21 protein-coding genes are annotated in these 24337 nt (G+C 68.8%); 9 read left to right on the top strand and 12 right to left on the bottom strand.

The annotated features are described in order from the left end of the window. Positions 1-84 precede the first annotated feature (84 nt). The 3 genes from ppc (at position 85) to G6N26_RS07415 (ending at position 4862) form a co-directional block, all read left to right on the top strand. Positions 85-2901, top strand: a complete 2817-nt coding sequence (gene ppc / locus G6N26_RS07425) for a phosphoenolpyruvate carboxylase (RefSeq protein ID WP_083020345.1) — start codon at positions 85-87, stop codon at positions 2899-2901. A gap of 74 nt (positions 2902-2975) precedes the next feature. Continuing rightward, positions 2976-3767 carry a bestrophin-like domain gene (locus G6N26_RS07420; protein ID WP_067168532.1) on the top strand — a complete coding sequence of 264 codons (792 nt, stop codon included), beginning with the start codon at positions 2976-2978 and terminating at the stop codon, positions 3765-3767. 105 nt (positions 3768-3872) lie between these two features. Next, on the top strand, positions 3873-4862 hold the full coding sequence (locus G6N26_RS07415) for an aldo/keto reductase (RefSeq protein ID WP_083020346.1): 990 nt from the start codon (positions 3873-3875) through the stop codon (positions 4860-4862). A gap of 12 nt (positions 4863-4874) precedes the next feature. Here G6N26_RS07415 and G6N26_RS07410 read toward each other — a convergent pair whose 3' ends face one another. Genes G6N26_RS07410 through tkt form a run of 7 tightly spaced genes read right to left on the bottom strand, consistent with a single transcriptional unit; the run spans position 4875 to position 12706 of the window. Next, entirely contained in the window at positions 4875-5804 is a 930-nt protein-coding gene (locus tag G6N26_RS07410) for a histone deacetylase family protein (protein ID WP_083020347.1), read from the bottom strand. 19 nt (positions 5805-5823) lie between these two features. After that, complete coding sequence (locus tag G6N26_RS07405; RefSeq protein WP_067168540.1) at positions 5824-6222, bottom strand: ATPase; 399 nt, start codon at positions 6220-6222, stop codon at positions 5824-5826. Positions 6223-6267: 45 nt separating this feature from the next. After that, positions 6268-7023 (bottom strand): 6-phosphogluconolactonase, encoded by a 756-nt coding sequence (pgl, locus tag G6N26_RS07400; RefSeq protein ID WP_067168543.1) that lies wholly within the window; start codon positions 7021-7023, stop codon positions 6268-6270. Further along, complete coding sequence (opcA, locus tag G6N26_RS07395) at positions 7020-7931, bottom strand: glucose-6-phosphate dehydrogenase assembly protein OpcA (RefSeq protein WP_083020353.1); 912 nt, start codon at positions 7929-7931, stop codon at positions 7020-7022. The genes pgl and opcA overlap by 4 nt, the downstream gene beginning before the upstream one ends. Then, a complete protein-coding gene (gene zwf, locus G6N26_RS07390) occupies positions 7928-9472 on the bottom strand; it encodes a glucose-6-phosphate dehydrogenase (protein ID WP_067168545.1) in 1545 nt (514 codons plus the stop codon). Before zwf ends, opcA begins: the two co-directional genes overlap by 4 nt. After that, complete coding sequence (gene tal / locus G6N26_RS07385) at positions 9469-10590, bottom strand: transaldolase (RefSeq protein ID WP_067168548.1); 1122 nt, start codon at positions 10588-10590, stop codon at positions 9469-9471. Before tal ends, zwf begins: the two co-directional genes overlap by 4 nt. Positions 10591-10606: 16 nt before the next feature. Continuing rightward, on the bottom strand, positions 10607-12706 hold the full coding sequence (gene tkt / locus G6N26_RS07380; protein ID WP_083020348.1) for a transketolase: 2100 nt from the start codon (positions 12704-12706) through the stop codon (positions 10607-10609). 255 nt (positions 12707-12961) lie between these two features. Between tkt and G6N26_RS07375 the strand changes: the two genes are divergently transcribed. Next, positions 12962-13888, top strand: a complete 927-nt coding sequence (locus G6N26_RS07375; protein ID WP_067168552.1) for a heme o synthase — start codon at positions 12962-12964, stop codon at positions 13886-13888. 9 nt (positions 13889-13897) lie between these two features. On the opposite strand, the gene G6N26_RS07370 is transcribed toward G6N26_RS07375, so the two are convergent. Continuing rightward, a complete protein-coding gene (locus G6N26_RS07370; protein WP_083020349.1) occupies positions 13898-14872 on the bottom strand; it encodes a quinone oxidoreductase family protein in 975 nt (324 codons plus the stop codon). A gap of 19 nt (positions 14873-14891) precedes the next feature. Between G6N26_RS07370 and G6N26_RS07365 the strand changes: the two genes are divergently transcribed. Beyond that, positions 14892-15554, top strand: coding sequence for an ATP-grasp domain-containing protein (locus G6N26_RS07365; RefSeq protein ID WP_083020350.1), 663 nt, complete (start codon positions 14892-14894; stop codon positions 15552-15554). Here the strand turns inward: G6N26_RS07365 and G6N26_RS07360 are convergent. From G6N26_RS07360 to mptB, 4 genes are read right to left on the bottom strand one after another with little or no spacing between them, the layout of a single operon-like run. Beyond that, positions 15492-16457, bottom strand: coding sequence for a COX15/CtaA family protein (locus G6N26_RS07360; RefSeq protein ID WP_083020351.1), 966 nt, complete (start codon positions 16455-16457; stop codon positions 15492-15494). The genes G6N26_RS07365 and G6N26_RS07360 overlap by 63 nt on opposite strands. A 60-nt stretch (positions 16458-16517) precedes the next feature. After that, a complete protein-coding gene (locus G6N26_RS07355) occupies positions 16518-17294 on the bottom strand; it encodes an ABC transporter permease (protein ID WP_067168561.1) in 777 nt (258 codons plus the stop codon). Further along, on the bottom strand, positions 17291-18238 hold the full coding sequence (locus G6N26_RS07350; protein ID WP_095577383.1) for an ABC transporter ATP-binding protein: 948 nt from the start codon (positions 18236-18238) through the stop codon (positions 17291-17293). Before G6N26_RS07350 ends, G6N26_RS07355 begins: the two co-directional genes overlap by 4 nt. Positions 18239-18287: 49 nt before the next feature. Then, positions 18288-19991, bottom strand: coding sequence for a polyprenol phosphomannose-dependent alpha 1,6 mannosyltransferase MptB (gene mptB, locus G6N26_RS07345; protein ID WP_163648749.1), 1704 nt, complete (start codon positions 19989-19991; stop codon positions 18288-18290). A 175-nt stretch (positions 19992-20166) separates the two neighbouring features. Here mptB and G6N26_RS07340 point away from each other — a divergent pair, with 175 nt between their 5' ends. Genes G6N26_RS07340 through sufC form a run of 4 tightly spaced genes read left to right on the top strand, consistent with a single transcriptional unit; the run spans position 20167 to position 24336 of the window. Further along, complete coding sequence (locus G6N26_RS07340) at positions 20167-20934, top strand: helix-turn-helix transcriptional regulator (protein WP_067168568.1); 768 nt, start codon at positions 20167-20169, stop codon at positions 20932-20934. Continuing rightward, positions 20931-22379 (top strand): Fe-S cluster assembly protein SufB, encoded by a 1449-nt coding sequence (gene sufB, locus G6N26_RS07335; protein WP_067168569.1) that lies wholly within the window; start codon positions 20931-20933, stop codon positions 22377-22379. Before G6N26_RS07340 ends, sufB begins: the two co-directional genes overlap by 4 nt. After that, positions 22379-23563: a Fe-S cluster assembly protein SufD gene (gene sufD / locus G6N26_RS07330; RefSeq protein ID WP_067168571.1), complete on the top strand. Its 1185-nt coding sequence runs from the start codon at positions 22379-22381 to the stop codon at positions 23561-23563. Before sufB ends, sufD begins: the two co-directional genes overlap by 1 nt. Beyond that, positions 23563-24336, top strand: a complete 774-nt coding sequence (sufC, locus tag G6N26_RS07325) for a Fe-S cluster assembly ATPase SufC (RefSeq protein WP_067168573.1) — start codon at positions 23563-23565, stop codon at positions 24334-24336. The genes sufD and sufC overlap by 1 nt, the downstream gene beginning before the upstream one ends. Position 24337 lies beyond the last annotated feature (1 nt).

Here is a 24337-nt window from a genome sequence, read left to right as displayed (position 1 = left end):
GTGAAATTTGCGACGCGACGCGCCGGCGATGCGTCGTGACTTTCACCGTCGCCGCTGACGAGCGCCGCACCGATACTGAGACGCATGGCTGAGACGCCCGAAGCCCCCGACAGCACCCTGGAACCGATCGGCGCCGTCCAGCGCACCCTGGTGGGGCGCGAGGCGACCGAGCCGATGCGCGCGGACATCCGGCTGCTGGGTGCCATCCTGGGCGACACGGTGCGCGAGCAGAACGGGCAGGACGTGTTCGAGCTCGTCGAACGTGCCCGGGTGGAATCGTTCCGCGTGCGGCGCTCCGAGATCGACCGCGCGGAACTGGCGCGAATGTTCGACGGCATCGATATCCACCAGGCCGTCCCCGTCATCCGCGCGTTCAGCCACTTCGCGCTGCTGGCCAACGTCGCCGAGGACATCCACCGCGAGCGCCGCCGCGCGGTCCACGTCGCCGCCGGCGAACCGCCACAGGACAGCACCCTGGCCGCCACCTACGCCAAACTCGATGAGGCACAACTCGATTCGGCCACCGTGGCCGACGCGCTGAGGGGCGCCGTGGTCGCTCCGGTGATCACCGCGCATCCCACCGAGACCCGCCGGCGCACCGTCTTCGTCACCCAGCATCGGATCACCGAGCTGATGCGGCTGCACGCCGAGGGGCACGCCGAGACCGACGAGGGCCGCGACATCGAACTCGAGTTGCGCCGCCAGGTCCTCACGCTGTGGCAGACCGCGCTGATCCGGCTGTCCCGGCTGCAGATCACCGACGAGATCGAGGTGGGTCTGCGCTACTACGCCGCCGCGTTCTTCAAGGTGATCCCACAGGTCAACGCCGAGGTCCGCGACGCCCTGCGGTCCCGCTGGCCCGACGCCGACCTGCTGGGCGAGCCGATGCTGCAGCCCGGGTCCTGGATCGGCGGCGACCGCGACGGCAATCCGAACGTGACGGCCGACGTGGTACGCCAGGCCACCGGCAACGCCGCGTTCACCGCGCTCGCGCACTACCTGGCCGAACTGACCGCGCTGGAGCAGGAGCTGTCGATGTCGGCGCGTCTGGTCTCGGTCACCCCCGCGCTGGCCGACCTGGCCGAGGGCTGCGGGGAGAAGGCCCGCGCCGACGAGCCGTACCGGCGGGCGGTGCGGGTGATCCGCGCCCGGCTCAGCGCGACGAGCGCCGAGATCCTGGACCGGACCCCGCAGCAGGTGCTGGACCTGGGGCTGCCGCCGTATGAGACCCCGGCCGAACTGGGGGCCGATCTCGACACCCTCGACGAGTCGCTGCGCGGCCACGGCAGCGCGCTGCTGGCCGACGATCGGCTGGCGCTGCTGCGAGAAGGCGTGCGGGTCTTCGGGTTTCACCTGTGCGGCCTGGACATGCGGCAGAACTCCGACGCGCACGAAGAGGTGGTCGGCGAGCTGCTGGCCTGGGCCGGCGTGCACCCGGACTACCGGTCGCTGCCCGAAGACGAGCGCGTCGAGCTGCTGGCGGCCGAGCTGGGCACCCGCCGCCCGCTGGTCGGCGACGACGCACAGCTGTCCGACCTGGCACGGGGCGAGCTCGGCGTGGTGCGTGCGGCCGCGGACGCCATCAAGCGGTACGGACCGTCCGCCGTCCCCAACTACGTGATCTCGATGTGCCGTTCGGTCTCCGATGTCCTCGAGGCCGCGATCCTGCTGAAAGAGGCGGGGCTGATCGACGCGTCCGGGCCCCAGCCCTACTGCCCGGTGGGCATCTCCCCGCTGTTCGAAACCATCGACGACCTGCACAACGGCGCGACGATCCTGCACGCGATGCTGGAACTGCCGATCTACCGGGCGCTGGTGGCGGCGCGCGGCGACAGCCAGGAAGTGATGCTGGGCTACTCGGACTCCAACAAGGACGGCGGGTACCTGGCGTCCAGCTGGGCGGTGTACCGGGCCGAGCTGGCGCTGGTGGAAGTCGCGCGCAAGACCGGAATCCGGTTGCGGCTCTTCCACGGTCGCGGCGGCACCGTGGGCCGCGGCGGCGGGCCGAGCTACGAGGCGATCCTGGCGCAGCCGCCCGGCGCGGTCAACGGCTCGCTGCGGCTCACCGAGCAGGGTGAGGTGATCGCCGCCAAATACGCCGAACCGCAAGCGGCGCAACGCAATCTGGAAAGCCTGCTGGCCGCTACGCTGGAATCGACGCTGCTGGACGTCGAGGGCCTGGGCGACGCCGCGGAACCGGCGTACGCGGTGCTCGACGAGGTCGCCGTGCTGGCCCAGCGCGCCTATGCCGAATTGGTGCACGACACACCGGGTTTCGTCGACTACTTCATGGCCTCGACGCCGGTCAGCGAGATCGGCTCGCTGAACATCGGCAGCCGGCCGACGTCGCGCAAACCCACCGAGTCGATCTCCGACCTGCGCGCCATCCCGTGGGTGCTGGCGTGGAGCCAGTCGCGGGTCATGCTGCCCGGCTGGTACGGCACCGGGACGGCCTTCGAGCAGTGGATCGCGGCGGGCCCGCAGAGCGAGGACGAGCGGGTGGGCATCCTGCACGACCTGTACCAACGGTGGCCGTTTTTCCGCAGCGTGCTGTCCAACCTGGCGCAGGTGCTGGCCAAAAGCGACCTGGGCCTGGCGGCGCGCTATGCCGAATTGGTCGACGACGAGGAACTACGGCGCCGGGTGTTCGACAAGATCGCCGACGAGCACCGCCGCACCATCGCCATGCACAAGCTGATCACCGGGCAGGACAACCTGCTCGCCGACAACCCCGCCCTGGCGCGGTCGGTGTTCAACCGCTTCCCGTATCTCGAGCCGCTGAACCACCTCCAGGTGGAGTTGCTGCGCCGCTACCGCTCCGGCGACGACGACGAATTGGTGCAGCGCGGCATTTTGCTGACGATGAACGGGCTGGCCAGCGCGCTGCGAAACAGCGGCTGAGAACGCGCGAATCGGTCCCCGGGCCAGCCGCGGTCGCAATACGCTGATCGGCGCGGCACCGAGCGAGGAGACCAGTGAGCGGATCCGGACTACCCCTGTGGCTGCTGCTGGTGTGCGTCGTCGCCGTCGCGATCGCGATCGCGGCGGGCTCCCTGTGGCTGGGGCGGCGCATTTTGCCGGAAAAGCGGCACGGCAACGAACACAATCCGGCGATGACGTCGTACCTGACCGTCGTCGGGTTTGTGTACGGCGCGCTGCTGGGCTTCACCGTGGTGGCCACCTGGGAGCACTTCTCGTCCACCCAGGTCGTCGTCTCCGGCGAGGCGTCGGCGCTCACGACGATGTATCGGCAGACGGTCGCCATGCCCGAACCCGAACGGACCGAGATTCAGGAGTTGCTGCGCAAGTACGCGGGCGCGGTGGCCGGGCCCGAGTGGAACAGGCAGCACGACGACGGGGCGCGGGCCGCGATCACCCGCATGTATCGCACCGTCGGCCGCCAGCAGCCCAATATCGCGGCCAAGCCGATCAACCAGCAATTCCTCAACCAGCTGGGCGATTTGGCGTCCGACCGCAACGAGCGCATCGTCGGCACCAAGCCGCGGATACCCGCCCTGATGTGGGCGGGCCTGATATTCGGGGCGGTGGTGCTGATCGCGTTCACCGGTTTACTGCGGCTGGGCAGCGCCGTCGGCCACCTCGTCGTGTCCAGCACGCTCGCGGTGCTGCTCGGTCTGCTCCTGTGTGTCGTGTTCGAACTCGACCACTCGTATGCGACCGATCAACGGATCACGTCCGGGCCATTTCAGCACGCCTTGGACATTTTTGACGCGGTCGACAACGACAGCCGGTATTTTCCGCGCTGAGCACTGGTGTTGCGGCACGCGGTCTCGCCGTCGTTATGGTTGAGTCGTGGCCTGCTACGCGGGCCGCGTACGCGGGGACGACTATCCAACGGCGGAGGTTGGCATTTGAAAACCATCACATTCGGCAAGACGGGGCTTGAGGTTTCCCGGTTGGCCTTCGGTACCTGGGCGTTCAGTAGTGACTGGGGCCAAGCCGACGAGGACGCCGCGATCACCATGATCCATCGCGCGCGTGACCTGGGGATCAACTTCTTCGACACCGCCCAGCAATACGGGTTCGGCGAATCCGAGCGCATCCTCGGCACGGCCCTGCGCGCCGATTTCGCGCGGACCCGCGAGGAGCTGGTGATCGCCACCAAAGGCGGGTTGCGCAAAACCGACACGGGACTGGTCCGCGACGCCAGCCGTGAGTACCTGCGCAGTGGCGTCGAGTCCAGCCTTCGCGCGCTGGGCGTCGACTACATCGACCTGTACCTGGTGCACTGGCCCGACCCCACCACTCCAGCGGCCGAGACGGGTGAGGCGCTCGCAGAACTGATGTCGGAGGGCAAGATTCGGCACGTCGGCGTGTCGAACTACGACACCGCCCAAATCGAGGAACTCTCGGCCACGCTTCCGGTGGAAGCGGTGCAGCCGCCCTACCACCTGTTCCGTCGTGACATCGAGGGCGATCTGCTGCCCTATTGCCATGCCAACGACATCGGCGTGATGGTCTACGGCCCGCTGGCGCACGGCTTGCTCACGGGAACCATGAAGCCCGACACCAGCTTTGCCGATGGCGACTGGCGCGGCAAGAGTCCCATCTTCACCGGCGAGGACTATCTGCGCAACCTGAAAGTCGTTGAGGACCTGAGCCATTTGGCGATCGATCTCGGCGTCACGACGAGCCAGTTGGCCATCGCCTGGACGCTCGCGCAACCCGGCGTGCACACCGCCATCATGGGCGCGCAACACGTCACCTACCTGCAGGACAGCGCCGGTGCGGCCGACGTCACGCTGACCGACGCGGACCTCGCCGCGATCGAGGACATCATGAAGTCGGCGACGCCGGTCGGCGGCCCGGCGCCCGAGATGCACGAGAAAAAGGCCAGCTGAACCGGCGAGGGCTCAGCCTTTCACCAGCTCGCCGACGTGCGCGGTGACCGAATCGGCCAGGGCTTGCAGGTCATAACCGCCTTCGAGCACCGCCACCAACCGGCCGTCGCACAGCGTCTCCGCCGATTTCATCAATTCCCTGGTGACCCAGGCGAAGTCATCGGTCGTCATGGTCAGTGAACCCAGCGGATCGCGTTCGTGCGCGTCGAACCCGGCGGACACGATGATCAGTTCGGGCGAAAAGGCGTGCAGCGCGGGCAGTATCCGGTCGGTGAATGCGGCGCGCAGTTCGGCGCCGCCGTCACCGGGCGCCAGCGGCGCGTTGAAGATGTTGCCGGCTCCGGTTTCTCGCGCCGCACCGGTGCCGGGAAACAGCGGCATCTGGTGCGTGGACGCGTAGAGCACGCTCGGGTCGGCGTAGAAGATCTGCTGCGTGCCGTTGCCGTGGTGGACGTCGAAATCGACGATCGCGACGCGCATCAGCCCGTGTTTGCGCTGCGCGTGCCGCGCGCCGATGCTGATGTTGTTGAACAGGCAGAAGCCCATGGCGCGCTCGGTTTCGGCGTGATGCCCCGGCGGCCGGCACGCGACGAACGCGTTTTGCACCTCGCCGGCCAGCACCTGGTCCACCGCCCGCAGCGTGGCGCCCACCCCGCGCAGCGCCGCCTCCCACGTCGAGGGCTCCATCATGGTGTCGCCGCCGTCGAGGTAGACGTAGCCGCGCTCGGGGCGCGCCGCCTCCAGCGCGTCCACGTAGCGGTTGGTGTGCACGTAGCGTGCGGCGGCGAGCTCGGCCGGCTCAGCGGTCTCGCGCAGCAGCGCGTCGAACTCGGGCCGGCTCAGCGCCGCTTCCACCGCGCGGTAGCGGTCCGGCCGCTCCGGATGCCCGGGCGCCGTCCGGTGGGCGGCGAAGGCGGAATGGTGCAGCAGCAACGTGGCCATCAGGGGTACCGCCGGCCGCCTATTCCGCGGTCCGGTTGCGCAGCCGGTCCAGCAGGCCGCGCACCGCGTGCTCGGTGATCGACAGGGGAGACATCATGGTTTCGCCCACCTTCACCATCTCGTCGATCCGCCCGACGATGGCCTCGACGGGTTCGACCAGCACGATCAACCGCTTGGCCAGATCGTCCAGGCTGGCCATCGTGCCGTCGAGATGGTCCAGGCCGGTTTCCAGGCGTTCCACCGTGGCGTTCAGCGCCGACAGCGAACTGTTGAGTTCTTTCATGGTGTTGCTCAAACCGTCGAGGACGTCTTCGACCTGCTCCACCGTCTTGTCGGCGTTCAACGCGGCCTGGGTGAGCGTCTTGATCCGGCTTCGCTCTTGCCCCCCGCGCACGGTTCTGTCTGCCATGACCGCCATTATGACCCGGACGGGCCGGCCGGGAACCCCGCGTTGCGAATCGCGTCAGGCCACGCCGGACGGGTCCGACGGCAGCTTGGACGCGGCGTCCTCGTCGAGCAGCCAGAGCGTGCTGTCCAGCCCGACCGCCCCGGCGGCCGGCACCGAGACCGGTGCGGCCCCACCGATGGCCGCGGCCGCCGCCTCGGCCTTCCCCGCCCCGGACACCATCAGCCACACCTCGCGGGAACGCGCAATCGCGGGCAGCGTCAAGGTGATTCGCTGCGGCGGCGGCTTGGGGGAGTCCTCGACCGACACCACCATGCGGGTGGTTTCCAGCACGGCCGGGGTGTCCGGGAACAGCGAGTTGATGTGGCCCTCGGGCCCCATGCCCAGCAGGTGCACGTCGAAAGTCGGCACCGGCTGCCCGGGCGCGGCGTTGGCCGCCAGCAGTTGCTCGTAGGCCAGCGCCGCCGCGGCCAGATCGCCGCCGAACTCGCCGTCGCTGGCCGGCATCGGGTGCACCTGGCTGGACGGAATATCGATGTGGTCGAGCAGCGCGGCACGCGCCTGCTTGTCGTTGCGCTCGTCGTCGTCTTCGGGGACGTAGCGCTCGTCGCCCCAGAACAGGTGCACCTTGGACCACTCGACGGGTCGGTCCACCAACGACTCCAACAGCCCGATGCCGTTGCCGCCGCCGGTCAGCACGACGAGCGCGCGGCCGCGGGCCGCGACGGCGTTCGCGATGGTGTCGGTCAGCCGCGTCGCGGCGGCGGCGACCAGGGCCTGGCTGTCCGGGAAGATTTCGATGCTGGTGCTCACACGTATTGCACTTTCTCAATGCCTTCGAGCGCGGTTTGGTAGATCTCGTCGGGATCCAGGCGACGCAGGTCTTCGGCGAGGCACTCGCCGGTTTCCCTACGCGCCAACGGAAGCAGGGCGTCCGGCCGCGACGTCCGGCTCAGCGTGGCCGTCCTGCCTTCTTGCGGGCGGCTCAACACGATGGTCTCGCTGCTGCGCTTCAGTTCGATCTTGAGTTCGCCGACGGCCCGGCGCACCGGGCCGTCGATCCGGCTGGCCAGCCACCCGGCCAGGACGTCGAGGGCCGGCTCGGTGGCCAGGCCGGACACCAGCGCCGACTCGATCGGTTCGTGCGGCGTCAAGTCGACCGCCGAGGTGAGCAGCGCCCGCCAGTAGGTGATGCGCGCCCAGGCGAGATCGGTGTCGCCGGCGGTGTGTCCGGGCAGCCGACTCTTGATCGCCGCCAGCGGGTCGACCCCGTTGGTGGCGTCGGTGATGCGCCGAATCGCCAACCGGCCCAACGGATCCTGCGCGGGCACCGCTGGCGCGACGTCGGGCCACCAGGCCACCACCGGGATGTCGGGCAGCAGGAACGGGGTGACGACGCTGGCCGCGTGGCCGGACAACGCGCCCGACAGCCGCAGCACCACCACCTCGCTGGCGCCGGTGTCGCCGCCGGCGCGCAGCTGCGCGTCCAGCCTGGGCTTGTCCGCGTACGGGTTGCCCCGCATCGTGACGATGATCCGGCTGGGGTGTTCGTGGCTGGCGTCGTTGGCCGCCTGCAGCGACTCTTCGAGGATCTCCTCGCTGTCCGGCGCGATGATGAGCGTCAGGACCCGGCCCATGGCGACGGCACCGACCCTTTCCCGCAGCTCGTCGAGTCTCTTGTTGACCGCGGTGGTGGTGGTGTCTTCCATATCGATTATCACGGCCGCCGCCATTCCCGGCCCGTGCGATGCAGCATCTCGAACGCGGAGTCCGGGCCCCAGGTGCCCGCCTCGTACGGCTCGGGCTTGCCGCCGGCCGCCCAGTTGTCCAGCGCGGGATCGAGTATCTGCCAAGCCAATTCGACCTCTTCATTGACCGGGAACAGCGACGGCTCACCCAGCAGCACGTCGAGGATCAACTGTTCGTAGGCCTCCGGGGATTCCTCGGCGAACGCCGAACCGTAGGAGAAGTCCATGTTGACGTCACGGACCTCCATCGCGGTGCCGGGCACCTTGGAGCCGAACCGCAGCGTGACGCCCTCGTCGGGCTGCACGCGGATCACCATGGCGTTGGTGCCGAGCTCGTCGGTCATGGTCGCGTCGAACGGCAGGTGCGGTGCGCGCTTGAAGATCAGAGCGATCTCGGTCACCCTGCGGCCCAACCGTTTTCCGGTCCGCAGGTAGAAGGGCACCCCCGCCCAGCGCCGGGTGTCCACCTCGAGCGTGATCGCGGCGAACGTCTCGGTGATCGAGTCCTTGGCGAACCCCTCCTCGTCGAGCAGCCCGAGGACCTTCTCGCCGCCCTGCCAGCCCGCGGCGTACTGGCCGCGGCTGGTGGTCTCGTCGAGCGGCTCGGCGAGCTGTGTCGCCGAAAGCACCTTGATCTTCTCTGCCTGCAGCGCCGACGGGCTGAAGCTGACCGGCTCCTCCATGGCGGTCAGCGCCAGCAGTTGCATCAAATGGTTCTGGATGACGTCACGCGCGGCGCCGATGCCGTCGTAGTAGCCGGCCCGACCGCCCAGGCCGATGTCCTCGGCCATGGTGATCTGCACGTGGTCGACGTAGTGCGCGTTCCAGATCGGGTCGAACAGCTGATTGGCGAACCGCAGCGCCAGGATGTTGCGGACCGTCTCCTTGCCCAGGTAGTGGTCGATCCGGAAGACCGCCTCTTCGGGAAAGACGGCGTTGACGGACTTGTTGAGCGCTTGCGCGCTCTCCAGATCGTGGCCGAACGGCTTCTCGATCACCACCCGGCTCCACCGCTCACCCTGCGGGCGGGCCAGGCCGGACTTGTGCAGCTGCTCGCACACCACCGGGAAGGACTTCGGCGGGATGGCCAGGTAGAAGGCGTGGTTACCGCCCGTGCCCCGTTCGGCGTCCAGCTTGTCCAGGGTCTCGGCTAGCCGGCCGAACGCCTCGTCGTCGTCGAAAGCGCCTGGGACGAACCGGAATCCCTCGGCCAGCCGATCCCAGTTCTCCTGCCGGAACGGCGTGCGGCAGTGTTCCTTGACCGCCTCGTGCACCACCTTGCCGAAATCCTGCGTGCTCCAATCCCGGCGGGCGAAGCCCACCAGCGAGAAGCTCGGCGGCAACAGCCCGCGATTGGCCAGGTCGTAGATCGCCGGCATGACCTTCTTGCGCGCCAGGTCGCCGGTAACACCGAAAATGACCATCCCGCACGGCCCGGCGATACGAGGCAGGCGCTTGTCGCGCTTGTCCCGTAACGGGTTATGCCATTGTTGCGCGGTGCGGGCTGGGCTCATTTGGAGGCGGAACCCAGCTGCTTCTGCGTTTCCTCCAGCAGCTCGGACCACGAATCCACGAACTTCTCCACGCCCTCGTCCTCCAGCACAATGAAGACATCCGGCAGATCGATGCCGACCGCCGCCAGTTTGTCGAACACCTGCTGGGCGTCCGCGCCGGTGCCGGTGACGGTGTCGCCCTTGATCTCGCCGTGATCGGCGACGGCGTCAATGGTCTTCTCCGGCATGGTGTTCACCGTGTTGGGCGCCACCAGCTCGGTGACATACAGCGTGTCGGAGTAGTCGGGGTTCTTGACTCCGGTCGACGCCCACAACGGACGCTGCACCCGGGCCCCGTCGGCCTTGAGCGCCTGGTAGCGCTCGCCGCCGTCGAACACCTCCTGGTAGGCCGCGTAGGCCAGCCGGGCGTTGGCCACGCCGGCCTGGCCGCGCAACGCGAGGGCGTCCTCGCCGCCGATCTTCTCCAGCCGCTTGTCGACCTCGGTATCCACCCGGGAGACGAAAAACGAAGCCACCGAATGGATCTTGGACAGGTCGTGTCCGCCTTCGCGGGCCTTCTCCATGCCGGCAAGGTAGGCGTCCATCACGGCCCGGTACCGCTCGACGGAGAAGATCAGCGTGACGTTGACCGAAATCCCTTCCGCCAGAACGGCGGTGATCGCCGGAATCCCGGCCTCGGTCGCCGGGATCTTGATGAACAGGTTCGGCCGGTCGACGATTTTCCACAGCTCGACGGCCTGCGCGATGGTCTTGTCGGTCTCGCCCGCCAGCCGCGGGTCCACCTCGATGGACACCCGGCCGTCGACACCGTCGGAGTTCTCCCACTCGCGCGTCAGCACGTCGCACGCGTTGCGCACGTCGTCGGTGGTGACGGTGCGGATGGTGGCGTCGACGTCGGCGCCGCGCTCGGCGAGCTCGGCGATCTGACCGTCGTAGGCGTCGCCCTCGGCGAACGCCTTCTGGAAGATCGACGGGTTGGTGGTCACGCCGACAACGCTTTTGGTGTCGATGAGCTCCTGCAGGTTCCCCGACTGCAGCCGCTCGCGCGACAGGTCGTCGAGCCACACGGATACGCCCGCGGCGCTCAGCGCCGCGAGGTTAGGGTTCTGAGCGGTCATGTGAATTACCCTTTCGTCAGTTATCCACGACTTGTTCCGCGGCGGCAGCGACGGCTTCGGCGGTGAAGCCGAATTCACGGAATAAGGTCTTGTAGTCGGCGGATTCGCCGTAGTGCTCGATCGAAACGATCTTCCCGGTGTCACCGACCAGCTTGTGCCAGCTCTGCGCGACCCCGGCCTCGACGGCCACGCGGGCCGACACCGACGGCGGGAGCACGCTGTCGCGGTAGTCGTCGGGCTGGGACTCGAACCATTCGACGCACGGCATGGAGACTACCCGCGCCACAATGTCCTTGTCCGCCAACAACTTCTGCGCCGCGACGGCGAGCTGGACCTCCGAGCCGGTGGCGATGAGCACCACGTCGGGGTCCTGGCCGGCCTCCTCGCCGTCCGAGCCCAGGATGTAACCGCCCCGGGCGACACCGTCGGCGCTGGTGCCCTCGAGCACCGGCACGCCCTGGCGGGTCAGGATCAGCCCCACCGGGCCGCTGCCGTTGCCGCGGGCCAGGATCGTGCGCCAGGCGTGCGCGGTCTCGTTGGCGTCGGCCGGGCGCACCACCGACAGCTTGGGGATGGCGCGCAACGCCGCGAGGTGCTCGATCGGCTGGTGGGTGGGCCCGTCCTCGCCGAGACCGACCGAATCGTGCGTCCACACGTAGATGGTGTCGATGTCCATCAGCGACGCCAGCCGCACCGCGGGACGCATGTAGTCCGAGAACTGCAGGAACGTGCCGCCGTACGCGCGGGTGGGCCCGTGCAGCACGATGCCGGACAGGATCGCGCCCATCGCGTGCTCGCGAACACCGAAATGCAGGGTGCGGCCGTACCAGTCGGCGGTGTAGTCCTTCGTCGAAATGGACGGCGGGCCAAAGGATTTGACGTCATCCATGGTGGTGTTGTTGCTGCCCGCCAGGTCGGCGGAACCACCCCACAGCTCGGGCAGCTTCGGTCCCAGCGCGGACAGCACCTTGCCGGAGGCCGCCCGGGTGGCCAGCTCCTTGGAACCCGGCTCCCAGTGCGGGATGTCGGCGTCCCAGCCGTCGGGCAACTTCTCGGCGGTCAACCGGTCCAGCAGCGCCTTGCGGTCGGGTTCGCGCTGCACCCACGCGTCGAAATCCGCCTGCCACTTCTCGTGCGCTTCCTTGCCGCGGTCGACCAGCTTGCGCGTGTGGGCGATCACCTCGTCGCGCACCTCGAAGTTCTTGTCCGGGTCGAAGCCGAGGATCTTCTTGACCGCGGCGACCTCCTCGTCGCCCAGCGCCGCGCCGTGCGCCTTGCCGGTGTTCATCAGCTTCGGCGCGGGGTAGCCGATGATGGTGCGCAGCTCGATGAACGACGGCCGGTCGGTGACGGCCTTGGCGGCGGCGATGGCCTCCTCGATGTCCACGACGTTCTCGCCGCCCTCGACCCGCTGCACGTGCCAGCCGTAGGCCTCGTAGCGCGCGGCGGTGTCCTCGCACAACGCGATGTTGGTGTCGTCCTCGATGGAAATCTGGTTGTGGTCGTAGAACACGATGAGGTTGCCCAGCTGCTGGACGGCCGCCAGCGACGAGGCTTCCGAGGTGACGCCCTCTTCGATGTCGCCGTCGGAGGCGATCACATAGATGAAGTGATCGAACGGGCTGGTGCCCGGGGCGGCGTGGGGGTCGAACAGGCCGCGCTCGTAGCGGGCGGCCATCGCCATGCCGACCGCCGAGGCCAGGCCCTGCCCGAGCGGGCCGGTGGTGATCTCAACGCCCTTGGTGTGGCGGAACTCCGGGTGCCCGGGCGTCTTGGATCCCCAGGTGCGCAGGGACTCGATGTCGGAGAGCTCCAGGCCGAAACCGCCCAGATACAGCTGCAGGTACAGCGTCAGGCTGCTGTGCCCGCACGACAAGACGAACCGGTCGCGGCCCAGCCAGTGGGTGTCGCTGGGGTCGTGGCGCATCGTCCGCTGGAACAGGGTGTACGCCAGCGGGGCCAGGCTCATCGCCGTCCCGGGGTGGCCATTGCCGACCTTTTGCACCGCGTCGGCGGCGAGCACCCGAACGGTGTCGACGGCCGCCGAGTCGAGCTCGGACCAGTCGTCCGGGAGGTGCGGTTGGGTCAGCGTGGAGATCTCTTCGAGTGTCGTCACAGACTCAGTCCTTGGGTCATCGAGCTGATCAATCCCACCCTAGTGCGGGAGGGCCGGCTCTTGCAGAGCAGGATTTCGGGTACCCGCGGCCGGCAGGTGTGAAAATTACGCGCCCGTCGAAAGCCCTTAACATTCAGTTCGGAAAACTGGGAAAAGTCTGCGGGAATGGACCCACGGGCGGGGCATCGCCGCCACTCGGTCTACCATCGTCTGTAGTAGATGCTGCGCGCCGCTGCGACCCCAAGGAGTTATTGCGTGAGCGTTCGCGGGCGCGCCGCGCCGAGCCACTTGCCAAGCCGGATACAAGGCACGGTGCTGGCATATCTGGCGCTGACCAAGCCGCGGGTCATTGAGCTGCTGCTCGTGACCGCGATCCCGGCGATGCTGCTCGCCCAGCGCGGCACGGTCAACCCGCTGCTCATCGTCAACACGCTGATCGGCGGCATGCTGGCCGCCGGGGGCGCCAACACGCTGAACTGCGTGGCCGATGCGGACATCGACAAAGTGATGAAGCGCACCGCCCGCCGGCCGTTGGCGCGGGCCGCGGTGCCCACGCGCAACGCCCTGGTGCTCGGGCTGGTGCTGACGGTCGGGTCGTTCTTCTGGCTGTGGTGGACGACGAACCTGCTGTCGGGGCTGCTGGCCCTGGCGACGATCGCGTTCTATGTGTTCGTCTACACACTGCTGCTCAAGCGGCGCACCTCGCAGAACGTCGTGTGGGGCGGCGCGGCCGGTTGCATGCCGGTGATGATCGGCTGGTCGGCCGTGACGAACACCATCGGCTGGCCCGCCCTGGTGATGTTCGCCATCATCTTCTTCTGGACGCCGCCGCACACCTGGGCGCTGGCGATGCGCTACAAGGACGACTACAAAGCGGCGGGCGTCCCGATGCTGCCGGCCGTCGCGACCGAGCGCCAGGTGACCAAGCAGATCCTGATCTACACCTGGCTGACGGTGCTGTCCACGCTGGCGCTGGCGCTGGCGACCGGCTGGCTGTACGCGGCGGTCGCGGTGGTCGCCGGGGTGTGGTTCCTGGCGATGGCGCACCAGCTGTACGCGGGCGTGCGCGTCGGTGAGCCGGTCAAGCCGCTGCGGCTGTTCCTGCAGTCGAACAATTACCTGGCGGTGGTGTTCTGCGCGCTGGCGATCGACTCGGCTATCGGGTTGCCGCACCTGTTCTGACGGACTGGGTCAGGGCACCAGCACGAGCGAGCCGGTGGTCTTGCGGCCCTGCAGATCCTGGTGGGCGCGGGCCGCATCGGCCAGCGGGTAGCGCCCGCCGACCTCCACGGTGATGTCGCCCCCGGCGACCGCGGCGAACAATTCCTCTGCCCGCCAGCTGAATTCCTGCCCGGTGCGGACGAAGTGCGCCAGCGACGGCCGGGTCAGAAACACCGAGCCGGCGGCGTTGAGGCGCTGGGGATCGAATGGCGGAACCGGCCCGCTGGCCGCGCCGAACAACGCGAGCGTGCCCCGCACAGCCAGGCTGGCCAGGCTGGCGTCGAACGTGGTCGCGCCCACGCCGTCGTACACCGCGGCCACCCCGGCGCCGTCGGTCAACGCGCGGATCCGCTCGCCGAATTCGTCGGCGTCGTCGGGGTAGGAGAGCACCTCGTCGGCGCCGGCCCGTCGCGACAGGCGCTCCTTTTCCGGAGTCGAGACCGTCGTGATCACCCGCGCGCCCAACAGGTGTGCCCACTGCGTCAAGATCAGGCCGACACCGCCCGCGCCCGCGTGCACCAGCACCGTGTCGCCGGCCTGCACCGGATACACCGACTTCAACAGGTAATGGGCGGTCAGGCCCTTCAGCAGGGCCGAGGCCGCCACGTCGGCGGGAACCGCGTCGGGCACCGCGGCGGTGAAAGAGGCTGGGGCGGTGGCATATTCGGCATAACCGCCGGAGGCGGCGGCGGTGACCACCCGGTCGCCCGCGGTGAAACTGTCGACGCCCTCGCCGGTGTTGACCACCGTGCCGCTCGTCTCCTGGCCGAGGATGAACGGCAGCTGGCGCGGATACTGCCCCGAACGGAAATACGTGTCGATGTAGTTGACGCCGATGGCCTCGGCCTCGATCAGCACCTCGCCCGGTCCGGGTGTGGGTTGTGGCGTATCGACGTAGCGCAGCACCTCGGGGCCGCCGGTTTCGCTGACTTCGATTGCGTGCATGTGCTTATCATGCCCGGGCATGAAGCTTGCTCGTCCGGACGTCTTCCATCCCCGCATCGTGCTGGCGGGGCCCGGCGGCGACCCCGATGACGCGGGCCTGGTCCCGGCGCTGCGCCGGCGCGGGCTGCACGCGCGGTGGCTGTCCTGGGACGACCCGGATACCGCCCAGGCCGACTTGGTGATCCTGCGGGCCGCGCCGCACGAGCGGGGCCGGCGTGACGAATTCCTGGCCTGGACGCAGCGGGTGCGCCACCTGCTCAACCCGCCCGCCGCGATCGCGTGGAATTTCGATGAGCGTTATCTGCGCGATCTCGCGGACGACGGGGTCCCGACGGCACCTGGCGCGACGGGTCGGACGACGTTGATCTTTTTGGGCGGGGAGCAATCGCACGCCTGGCCGGACGAGCCGGAGTTCGAGTCCTGGGACCTCGGCCACGCGGCGCTGGCGGCGGCCGCCGCCAGCGCCGGGATCGGCCCCCGGGAGCTGCTTTACGCGCGCGCCGACCTGGCGGGGGACCGGCTGGTGAAGCTGGATCTCGTTGCGCCGCAGTTGGGTTGGCGGCACCTGGACACCGCCGCCCGCGAGCTCGCGCAGCGCCGGTTCGCCGTGGCGGTCGAGTCAGGCTGCGAGCGGCTCGGCCTCGGCCCGCTCTCGCAACCGTTCCCGCATGGACGCCCATAGCGCCGCGGTGGCCGCGGTGCACGCTGCGGCCCCCGCGACGTGTAGCGCGACCAGCACGGCGGGAACCCCGGTGTAGTACTGCGCGGTGCCGACGGCGGCCTGGGCGAACACCAGCACCAGCAGCACCGCGAGCCGCACCAGCACGGGCCGGGTGGCCCGCACGGCCAGCAGCCCGAAGCCCAGGCCCACCAACAGCGCCAGGTAGGCGATCAGCAGCGACGAGTGCACGTGCACCAGGGTGTCCACTTCGACCTTGAGTCGTGGCACGGTCCGGGTGGGGCTGCGATCACCCGCGTGCGGGCCGGCGGCCGTCACCAGCGTGCCGGTGACCAGCACCGCGGCCAGGTTCACGCCGGACAGCGCGGTCAGCGCGCGCAACGGCGCGGGGATCGGCACGCGCGCCACCGCGTCGTCCGGCTCGCCGATCTTGACGTACAGCAGCACCGCGAGCCACACCATCGTCATCGACGTCAGCAGGTGGATGGCCACCGTCCACCACAGCAGCCCGGTGCGCACCGTGATCCCGCCGATCACCGCCTGCACGACCGTCGATACCGGCATCAACCAGGCGTAGACGAGCACCTCGCGCCGCCGTCGGGCTCGGGTCACCGCGAGCACGGCCAGCGCCGCGGTGATCACCACGGCGAAGGTGACCATCCGGTTGCCGAATTCGACGGCCTGGTGGATGTGCGGCACCTCGGCGTGGGCCACCGGGACGAAGCTGCCCGGAAAGCATTGCGGCCAGGTGGGGCAGCCCAGCCCCGAGGCGGTGACGCGCACGATCGCGCCGGTGATGGCGATGCCGCCCTGGGTCAGGATGACGGCCACGGCGATCAGCCGTTGGACGCCCAGACTGGGATTGGGGAGCAGGTCCACCAGCCGCAACAGCGTTCGTCCAAGCACGGCCCGATCCTAAGGCACCGAAAACTACATGCCGTAGTACGCCCGCCGATGGGCCGGCCGTCAGGTGAACCGGAACCAGCGCAGCGCGCTGAGCGCGCCCAGTGCGCCCCATGCCGCCAGGACGATCACCCCGAACCAGTCCACCGACATGGTCATCGCCTGGGAGAGAGCCTCGGTCAATGCGCCCGACGGGGTCAGTCGGGCCGCCCATTTGACCGCCGTCGGGATGATGTCGGTTTCCACGGTCAGCGCGCCCAGGCCGGCGAAGACAAACCACATCAGGTTGGCCACCGCCAGCACGATCTCGGCCCGCAGCGTTCCACCGAGCAGCAGGCCAAGTGCCGCGAACACCACGGTGCCCAGCGCGATGACCGCCGCGCCCAGCGCCAACGCGATCAGGGCGGGTCGCCAGCCGAGGGCAAAACCGATGGCGCCCAACAGGATTGCCTGCAAGAAAACCACCGTAACGACGGCCAGGGACTTGCCCGCGATGATGCCCCACACCGGAAGCGGGGTGGCCCCGAGCCGCTTGAGCGCGCCGTAGCGGCGGTCGAAGGCGACCGCGATCGCCTGCCCGGTGAACGCGGTCGAGATCACCGCCAGCGCCATGATGACCGGGGTGAAGGTGGCCGCGCGGTGCTGGCCGAACGAGCCGAGCGGCAGCAGCGTGAGTCCGACCAGCAGCGTGATCGGGATGAACATGGTCAGCAGCAGCTGTTCGCCGTTGCGCAGCAGCAACTTGAGCTCCAGTCCGAACTGGGCGGCCAGCATTTTGGGCACCGCGCTGGGGCGCGGGTCGGGGGCGAAAGTGCCTGCGGGAAACCGTGATTCGCTCATGGCCGTAACTTCCTGCCGGTCAGGTCGAGGAACACGTCCTCGAGGCTGCGCTGCTCGACGCGCATATCGGTGGCCAGCACGTCGATCCGGGCGCACCACGCGGTGACCGTCGCGAGCACCTGCGGGTCGACCGGACCCTCGACCAGGTACTCGCCCGGCGTCACCTCGGTGGCTTTGTAGTCCTCGGGCAGCGCCGCGGACAACAGGGACAGGTCGAGCCGTGGCGGCGCGCTGAACCGCAACTGGTCCTTGGCCCCGCTGCGCATCAGCTCCGTGGGCGTGCCCGAGGCGACCGTCGCCCCGTTGTCGATGATCACCAGTCGGTCGGCGAGTTCCTCGGCCTCCTTGAGCTGGTGGGTGGTGAGCAGCACCGTCACGCCGTCGCGGCGCAGCGCGTCGATGAGCTCCCACACCAACAGCCGGGCGTGCGCGTCCATGCCCGCCGTGGGCTCGTCGAGGAACACCAGTTCGGGCCGCCCGACCAGCGCGCACGCCAGCGCCAGCCGTTGCTGCTGCCCGCCGGAGAGCCGCCGGTAGGTGGTGCGCGCGGCGTCGGTGAGGCCCAGCGTGTCCAGCAGCCAGGCGGGGTCCAGCGGGTCGGCGGCGTAGGCGGCCACCAGGTCGAGCATCTCGCCGGCGCGGGCCGCGGGGTAGCCGCCGCCGCCCTGCAGCATCACACCGATGCGCGCCCGCAGCCGCGCGTTGTCGGCGATCGGATCCAGGCCGAGCACCTCGATGGTGCCGGCGTCCGGGCGCACGAAGCCCTCGCACATCTCCACCGTCGTGGTCTTGCCGGCGCCGTTGGGGCCGAGCAGGGCCAGCACTTCGGCGGCGTGCACTTCCAGGTCGAGATCCGAGACGGCCGCCACGACAGCCCCGCCGGATCCGTAGTGCTTGCTCACGCCGCGCAGCCGCACGACTACTTCAGGAACGTCCGCGCTCACCAGCGCCGCTCCTCCTCATCGCTTCGCTCTGCATCGTCGTCGGCGCGGCTCACGTGGAATCAGCGTAGGCGTCATGCGCCGGCGCCGGCCGCGGGGTCGGGGCGGGCTGCGCGGGTGCCGCCGGGTCGGCCGCCGGTGGGGGGTCGGGTTCTTGCGCCTGCACCGGCGGGTTCCGCCACGGCAACCGGGTGTAGGTCACCGCGATGAGCAGCACCACGATGAGGGTGCTGGCCAGCGTGGCGTCGACGATCTGGAACAGCGCGAACCGGTCACCGTTGGCGGTCGGGCCGAAGATCCCGACCACGAGGCTGATCACGATCGCCGCCACCCGGAAGCCGGTGCGGGTGGCCCAGCAGGCCAGCGGGATGATCGCCCACAGCAGATACCAGGGCTGCACGACGGGAAACAGCAGCACGCAGATGCCCAGCGCCACGCCGAGCCCTCCGATCGGGTGCAGCCTGCCCCGCAAGACGGACAACAGCAGCCACGCCACCATGACCGTGATGATCAGCACGCCGATCGCACGCGTCAGCCCCAGCACGGCGGTGGTGTGATCGCCCAGGCCCAGCAAAATGCCCACCTGCCCGGTGCCGAGCGCCAGCAGCGTCGGCGGCGACATCCAGCTGCGCACCACGTTCGCGGTGCCCAGCGTGTAGATCCAGCCGAAGCCCAGCCCGCTGGCCCAGCCGACGACGGCCATCACCGCCAGCGACAGGGTCGCCATGCCGCCACCCGCCAACAGCAGGGCGCGCAGGGTTCCTCCCCACCGGTAGGCCAGCGCCATCGTGACGAAGCCCAACGCCAGCAGCGACGGCAACTTCACCTGCGACGACAGCGTGATCAGCACGGCGCCGGCCAGCAGCATGCCCAGCGGTTCCCAGTCCGGGCCCGGCCGCCACGAGGTGGGCAGCAGGCGCGGGGCTTTGACGCCGCGCAGCGCGAATTCGGCCCCGGCCAGCATCAGGCCCAGCATCAGCGCCTCGTTGTGCACGCCGGCCACCAGATGCATGATCAGCAGCGGATTGGCCGCGCCCAGCCACAGCGCGCTGACCTCGGCGACACCGCAGCGCCGGGCCAGCCGCGGCGTCGCCCACACGATCAGCCCGACGCCGAGCAACTCCACCAGCCGGTGACACAGCACGGCGGCGACGATGTTTTCCCCGGTGATCGCCGAGATGCCGCGCCCCATCCACAAGAACAGCGGGCCGTAGGGCGCCGGTGTCTCGCGCCACAGTGTCGGCACTGACAGGGTGAAAATGTGGGACAGGCCCAGCCCGGAGGCCGGTCCCACCCGGTACGGGTCGAGTCCCTCCAGGGAGATCTGGCTCTGCGCCAGATAGGAGTAGACGTCCTTGCTGTACATCGGTGGGGCGATCAGCAGCGGCAGTACCCATAACAGCAGCGTGCGGTCCAGGTCGCCGCGCGACATCCGCCGGTTGCCCAGCGCGAATCGGCCGAGCATCAGCCAGGCCAGCGCCATCATGACCGCGCCCGTCGTCGTCATCGTCAACGACACGGTCTGGATGCGCGACGGCAGGTTGAGCAGCCGCACCCCGAACGTCGGATCCTGCACGACGGGCCGGGCCCCGGCGCCCAACGCGCCGATCGCCATCAGCATGGTGCCGGTGGCGCCGAACAGGCGGATGCGGCGCAGCGCGGTGAGCTCGGTATCGTTCAGCGGCGAACCCACCGCTTGCTCGTCGCCGTGCAGACTCGCGATCGACGAGCTCAGCGTGTGGTGGCGGGCTGCCATCAGAGCAGCGTAGCCGTCGGATGGCGAGGGTCACCGCCGCGCCGTCGGCGATCGCCGGCGCGGCGCAGCCGGGGCGTAGCGGGTCGCCGACGCGTCCTGCTGCGTGTGAGCAGCGCAACGCCAGCACAGGGCACCCTTGCTAGACCGATCGTCGGAATTGCGTCACACTGGTGTTGTGAAAATCCGAACCAACCTCGAGGGTGCCGCCGCGGCCGACGCCGGCGCTGCGAGCTCGGATGGTCACACCCGCCGCGCCATCGTGCGCCTGCTGCTGGAATCCGGATCGATTACCGCCGGCGAGATCGGTGACCGGCTGGGCCTGGCGGCCGCCGGTGTGCGCCGGCACCTCGACGCCCTGATCGAGGCGGGCGACGCGGAGGCCACGCCCGCCGCGGCATGGCAGCAGGTGGGACGCGGGCGTCCCGCCAAGCGTTACCGGTTGACGGCGGGCGGCCGTGCCAAGCTCGACCACGCCTACGACGACCTGGCGGCCGCGGCCATGCGCCAGCTGCGTGCGATCGGCGGTGAAGAGGCGGTTCAGGCGTTCGCCCGGCAGCGGATCGACGCCATCTTGACCGAGGTGACCGGAGCCGACAGCGCCGCGGACGACGACGTCGAGGCGGCCGCCGAACGGATCGCCACCGCGTTGACCAAGGCCGGCTACGTAGCCAGCACCACGCAGGTCGGCGGGCCGATTCACGGCGTCCAGATCTGCCAGCATCACTGCCCGGTGTCCCACGTCGCCGAGGAATTCCCGGAGTTGTGCGACGCCGAACAGCAGGCGATGGCCGAGGTGCTGGGCACCCACGTCCAGCGGTTGGCGACCATCGTCAACGGCGACTGCGCCTGCACCACGCACGTCCCCCTGACGCAGAGCAAGGTTTCAAGCAAGGCGCCCAGCCCGCGCCACAACACAACGAGCATCAAAGGAGCGTCTCTATGACACTCACACCCGAGGCCAGCAAGACGGCTACCGCACCGCTGACCCAGGAAGAGGCGATCGCCTCCCTGGGGCGGTATGGCTACGGCTGGGCGGACTCCGACGTCGCGGGCGCCAGCGCCCAGCGCGGGCTGTCCGACGCGGTGGTCCGCGACATCTCCGCGAAGAAGAGCGAGCCGGAGTGGATGCTGCAGGCCCGGCTCAAGGCGCTGCGCATCTTCGAGCGCAAGCCGATGCCGACGTGGGGCTCCAACCTGGAGGGCATCGACTTCGACAACATCAAGTACTTCGTGCGCTCCACCGAAAAACAGGCCGCGACCTGGGATGACCTGCCCGAGGACATCAGGAACACCTACGACCGGCTGGGCATCCCCGAGGCGGAGAAGCAGCGCCTGGTCGGTGGCGTCGCGGCGCAGTACGAGTCCGAGGTGGTCTACCACCAGATCCGCGAAGACCTCGAGGCCCAGGGCGTCATCTTCGTCGACACCGACACCGGTCTGCGCGAGCACCCCGAGATCTTTCAGGAGTACTTCGGCACCGTGATCCCGGCGGGAGACAACAAGTTCTCCGCGCTCAACACCGCGGTATGGAGCGGCGGTTCATTCATCTACGTCCCGCCCGGCGTGCATGTCGACATCCCGCTGCAGGCCTACTTCCGGATCAACACCGAGAACATGGGCCAGTTCGAGCGGACGCTGATCATCGCCGACGAGGGTTCGTACGTGCACTACGTCGAGGGCTGCACGGCACCGATCTACAAATCGGATTCGCTGCACTCCGCCGTCGTCGAGATCATCGTGAAACCCAATGCGCGCGTGCGCTACACGACGATCCAGAACTGGTCGGGCAACGTCTACAACCTGGTCACCAAGCGGGCCCGGGCCGAGGCCGGCGCCACCATGGAGTGGGTCGACGGCAACATCGGGTCCAAGGTCACCATGAAGTACCCGGCGGTGTGGATGACCGGCGAGTACGCCAAGGGCGAGGTGCTCTCGGTGGCCTTCGCCGGCGAAGACCAGCACCAGGACACCGGCGCCAAGATGCTGCACCTGGCGCCCAACACGTCGAGCAACATCGTGTCCAAGTCGGTGGCGCGCGGCGGGGGCCGCGCGTCGTATCGCGGCCTGGTGCAGGTGAACAAGGGCGCCCACGGATCACGTTCCAGCGTGAAATGCGATGCGCTGCTGGTCGATACGATCAGCCGCAGCGACACCTACCCGTACGTCGACATCCGCGAGGACGACGTCACGATGGGGCACGAGGCCACCGTGTCCAAGGTCAGCGAGGACCAGCTCTTCTACCTGATGAGCCGTGGGCTGACCGAGGACGAGGCGATGGCGATGGTGGTGCGCGGCTTCGTCGAGCCGATCGCCAAAGAGCTGCCAATGGAGTACGCGCTCGAGCTCAACCGCCTCATCGAGCTGCAAATGGAAGGCGCGGTCGGATAGTGACGAATCTGACCGAAGCGGTTGAGGGTTCGGCCCTGACCGCGTTGAACAAGGGGGAGCTGTTCTCCTCCTTCGACGTGGATGCGTTCGAGGTCCCGCACGGCCGCGACGAAATCTGGCGCTTCACCCCGTTGCGCCGGCTGCGCGGCCTGCACGACGGTTCGGCGCATGCCACCGGCAAGGCGCAGATCACCGTCACCGACCAGCCCGGTGTGCGCACCGAGACCGTCCGCCGGGGCGACGAGCGGCTGGGCCAGGGCGGCGTCCCCACCGATCGCGTTGCGGCTCAGGCCTTCTCGTCATTCAACTCCGCGACGGTGGTGACCGTGGAGCGTGACACCGAGATCGCCAAGCCCATCGAGATCGTCGTGGACGGGCCCGGCGAGGGCGCGGTCGCCTACGGCCATCTGCAGATTCGCGTCGAAGAACTCGCGCGGGCCATCGTGGTCGTCGACCTGCGTGGCAGCGGAACGTACGCCGACAACGTCGAGATCATCGTTGCAGACTCGGCGGCACTCGGCGTGATCTGGATCGCCGACTGGGCCGACGACATGGTCAACGTCAGTGCGCATCACGCACGGCTGGGCAAGGATTCGGTGCTCGGCCACGTCAACGTGACGCTCGGGGGAGACCTGGTTCGCACGTCGACGACGGTCCGGTTCACCGCCGCCGGCGGCGACGCTCAACTGCTCGGCACCTACTTCGCCGATGACGGCCAGCACATCGAATCCCGGCTGCTCGTCGACCACGCGCATCCCAATTGCCGCTCGGACGTGCTGTACAAGGGTGCGCTGCAAGCGGATCCGGAATCCGACCGTCCGGACGCACACGCCGTCTGGGTGGGCGACGTGCTGATCCGCGCCGAGGCCACCGGCACCGACACCTTCGAAACCAACCGCAACCTGCTGCTGACCGACGGCGCCCGCGCCGATTCGGTCCCCAACCTCGAGATCGAGACCGGTGAGATCGTCGGCGCCGGACACGCAAGCGCCACAGGGCGATTCGACGACGAGCAGGTGTTCTACCTTCGGGCCCGCGGCATCCCCGAAGACCAGGCCCGACGGCTGATCGTGCGCGGGTTCTTCGCCGAGATCATCCAAAAGATCGCCGTGCCCGCCGTGCGCGAGCGGCTGACCGAGGCCATCGAACACGAGCTTGAGCTGACCGAAGGAAACAAGAACTGATGACCACACTCGAAATCAAGGACCTGCATGTCAGCGTCGCGCGTTCCAACGAGGCCGACGCCATCGGAATCCTCAAGGGCGTCAACCTTACGGTGAAGTCGGGGGAGACGCACGCGCTGATGGGACCCAACGGGTCCGGCAAGTCCACCCTGTCCTACGCCATCGCCGGGCACCCGAAGTACGAGGTGACGTCCGGGTCGATCACGCTGGACGGCGAAGACGTGCTGGCGATGAGCGTCGACGAACGCGCCCGGGCCGGGCTGTTCCTCGCGATGCAGTACCCGATCGAGGTCACCGGGGTGTCCATGTCGAACTTCCTGCGCTCGGCGGCCACCGCCGTGCGCGGTGAGGCGCCGAAGCTGCGGCACTGGGTCAAGGAAGTCAAGGCCGCGATGGACGACCTGGGCATCGACCCGGCGTTCTCCGAACGCAGTGTGAACGAAGGCTTTTCCGGTGGCGAGAAGAAGCGCCACGAGATTCTTCAGCTGTCGCTGCTCAAGCCCAAGATCGCCATCCTGGACGAGACCGACTCCGGCCTGGACGTCGACGCGCTGCGAGTGGTCAGCGAGGGTGTGAATCGCTACGCCGAAGCCGAGCAGGGCGGCATCCTGCTGATCACCCACTACACCCGCATCCTGCGCTACATCCAGCCGCAGTTCGTCCACGTGTTCGTCGGCGGGCGCATCGTCGAAGCCGGCGGCCCCGAATTGGCCGACGAGCTCGAGGAGCACGGCTACGAGCGCTTCGTGCAGGCGGCGTCTGCGAAGGCCTGAC

It is taken from the genome of Mycobacterium marseillense (assembly GCF_010731675.1).
In the GTDB taxonomy this organism is placed as follows: domain Bacteria; phylum Actinomycetota; class Actinomycetes; order Mycobacteriales; family Mycobacteriaceae; genus Mycobacterium; species Mycobacterium marseillense.
Note: the sequence above shows the minus strand (reverse complement) of the source record. Positions and strands in the feature narration are given on the sequence as shown.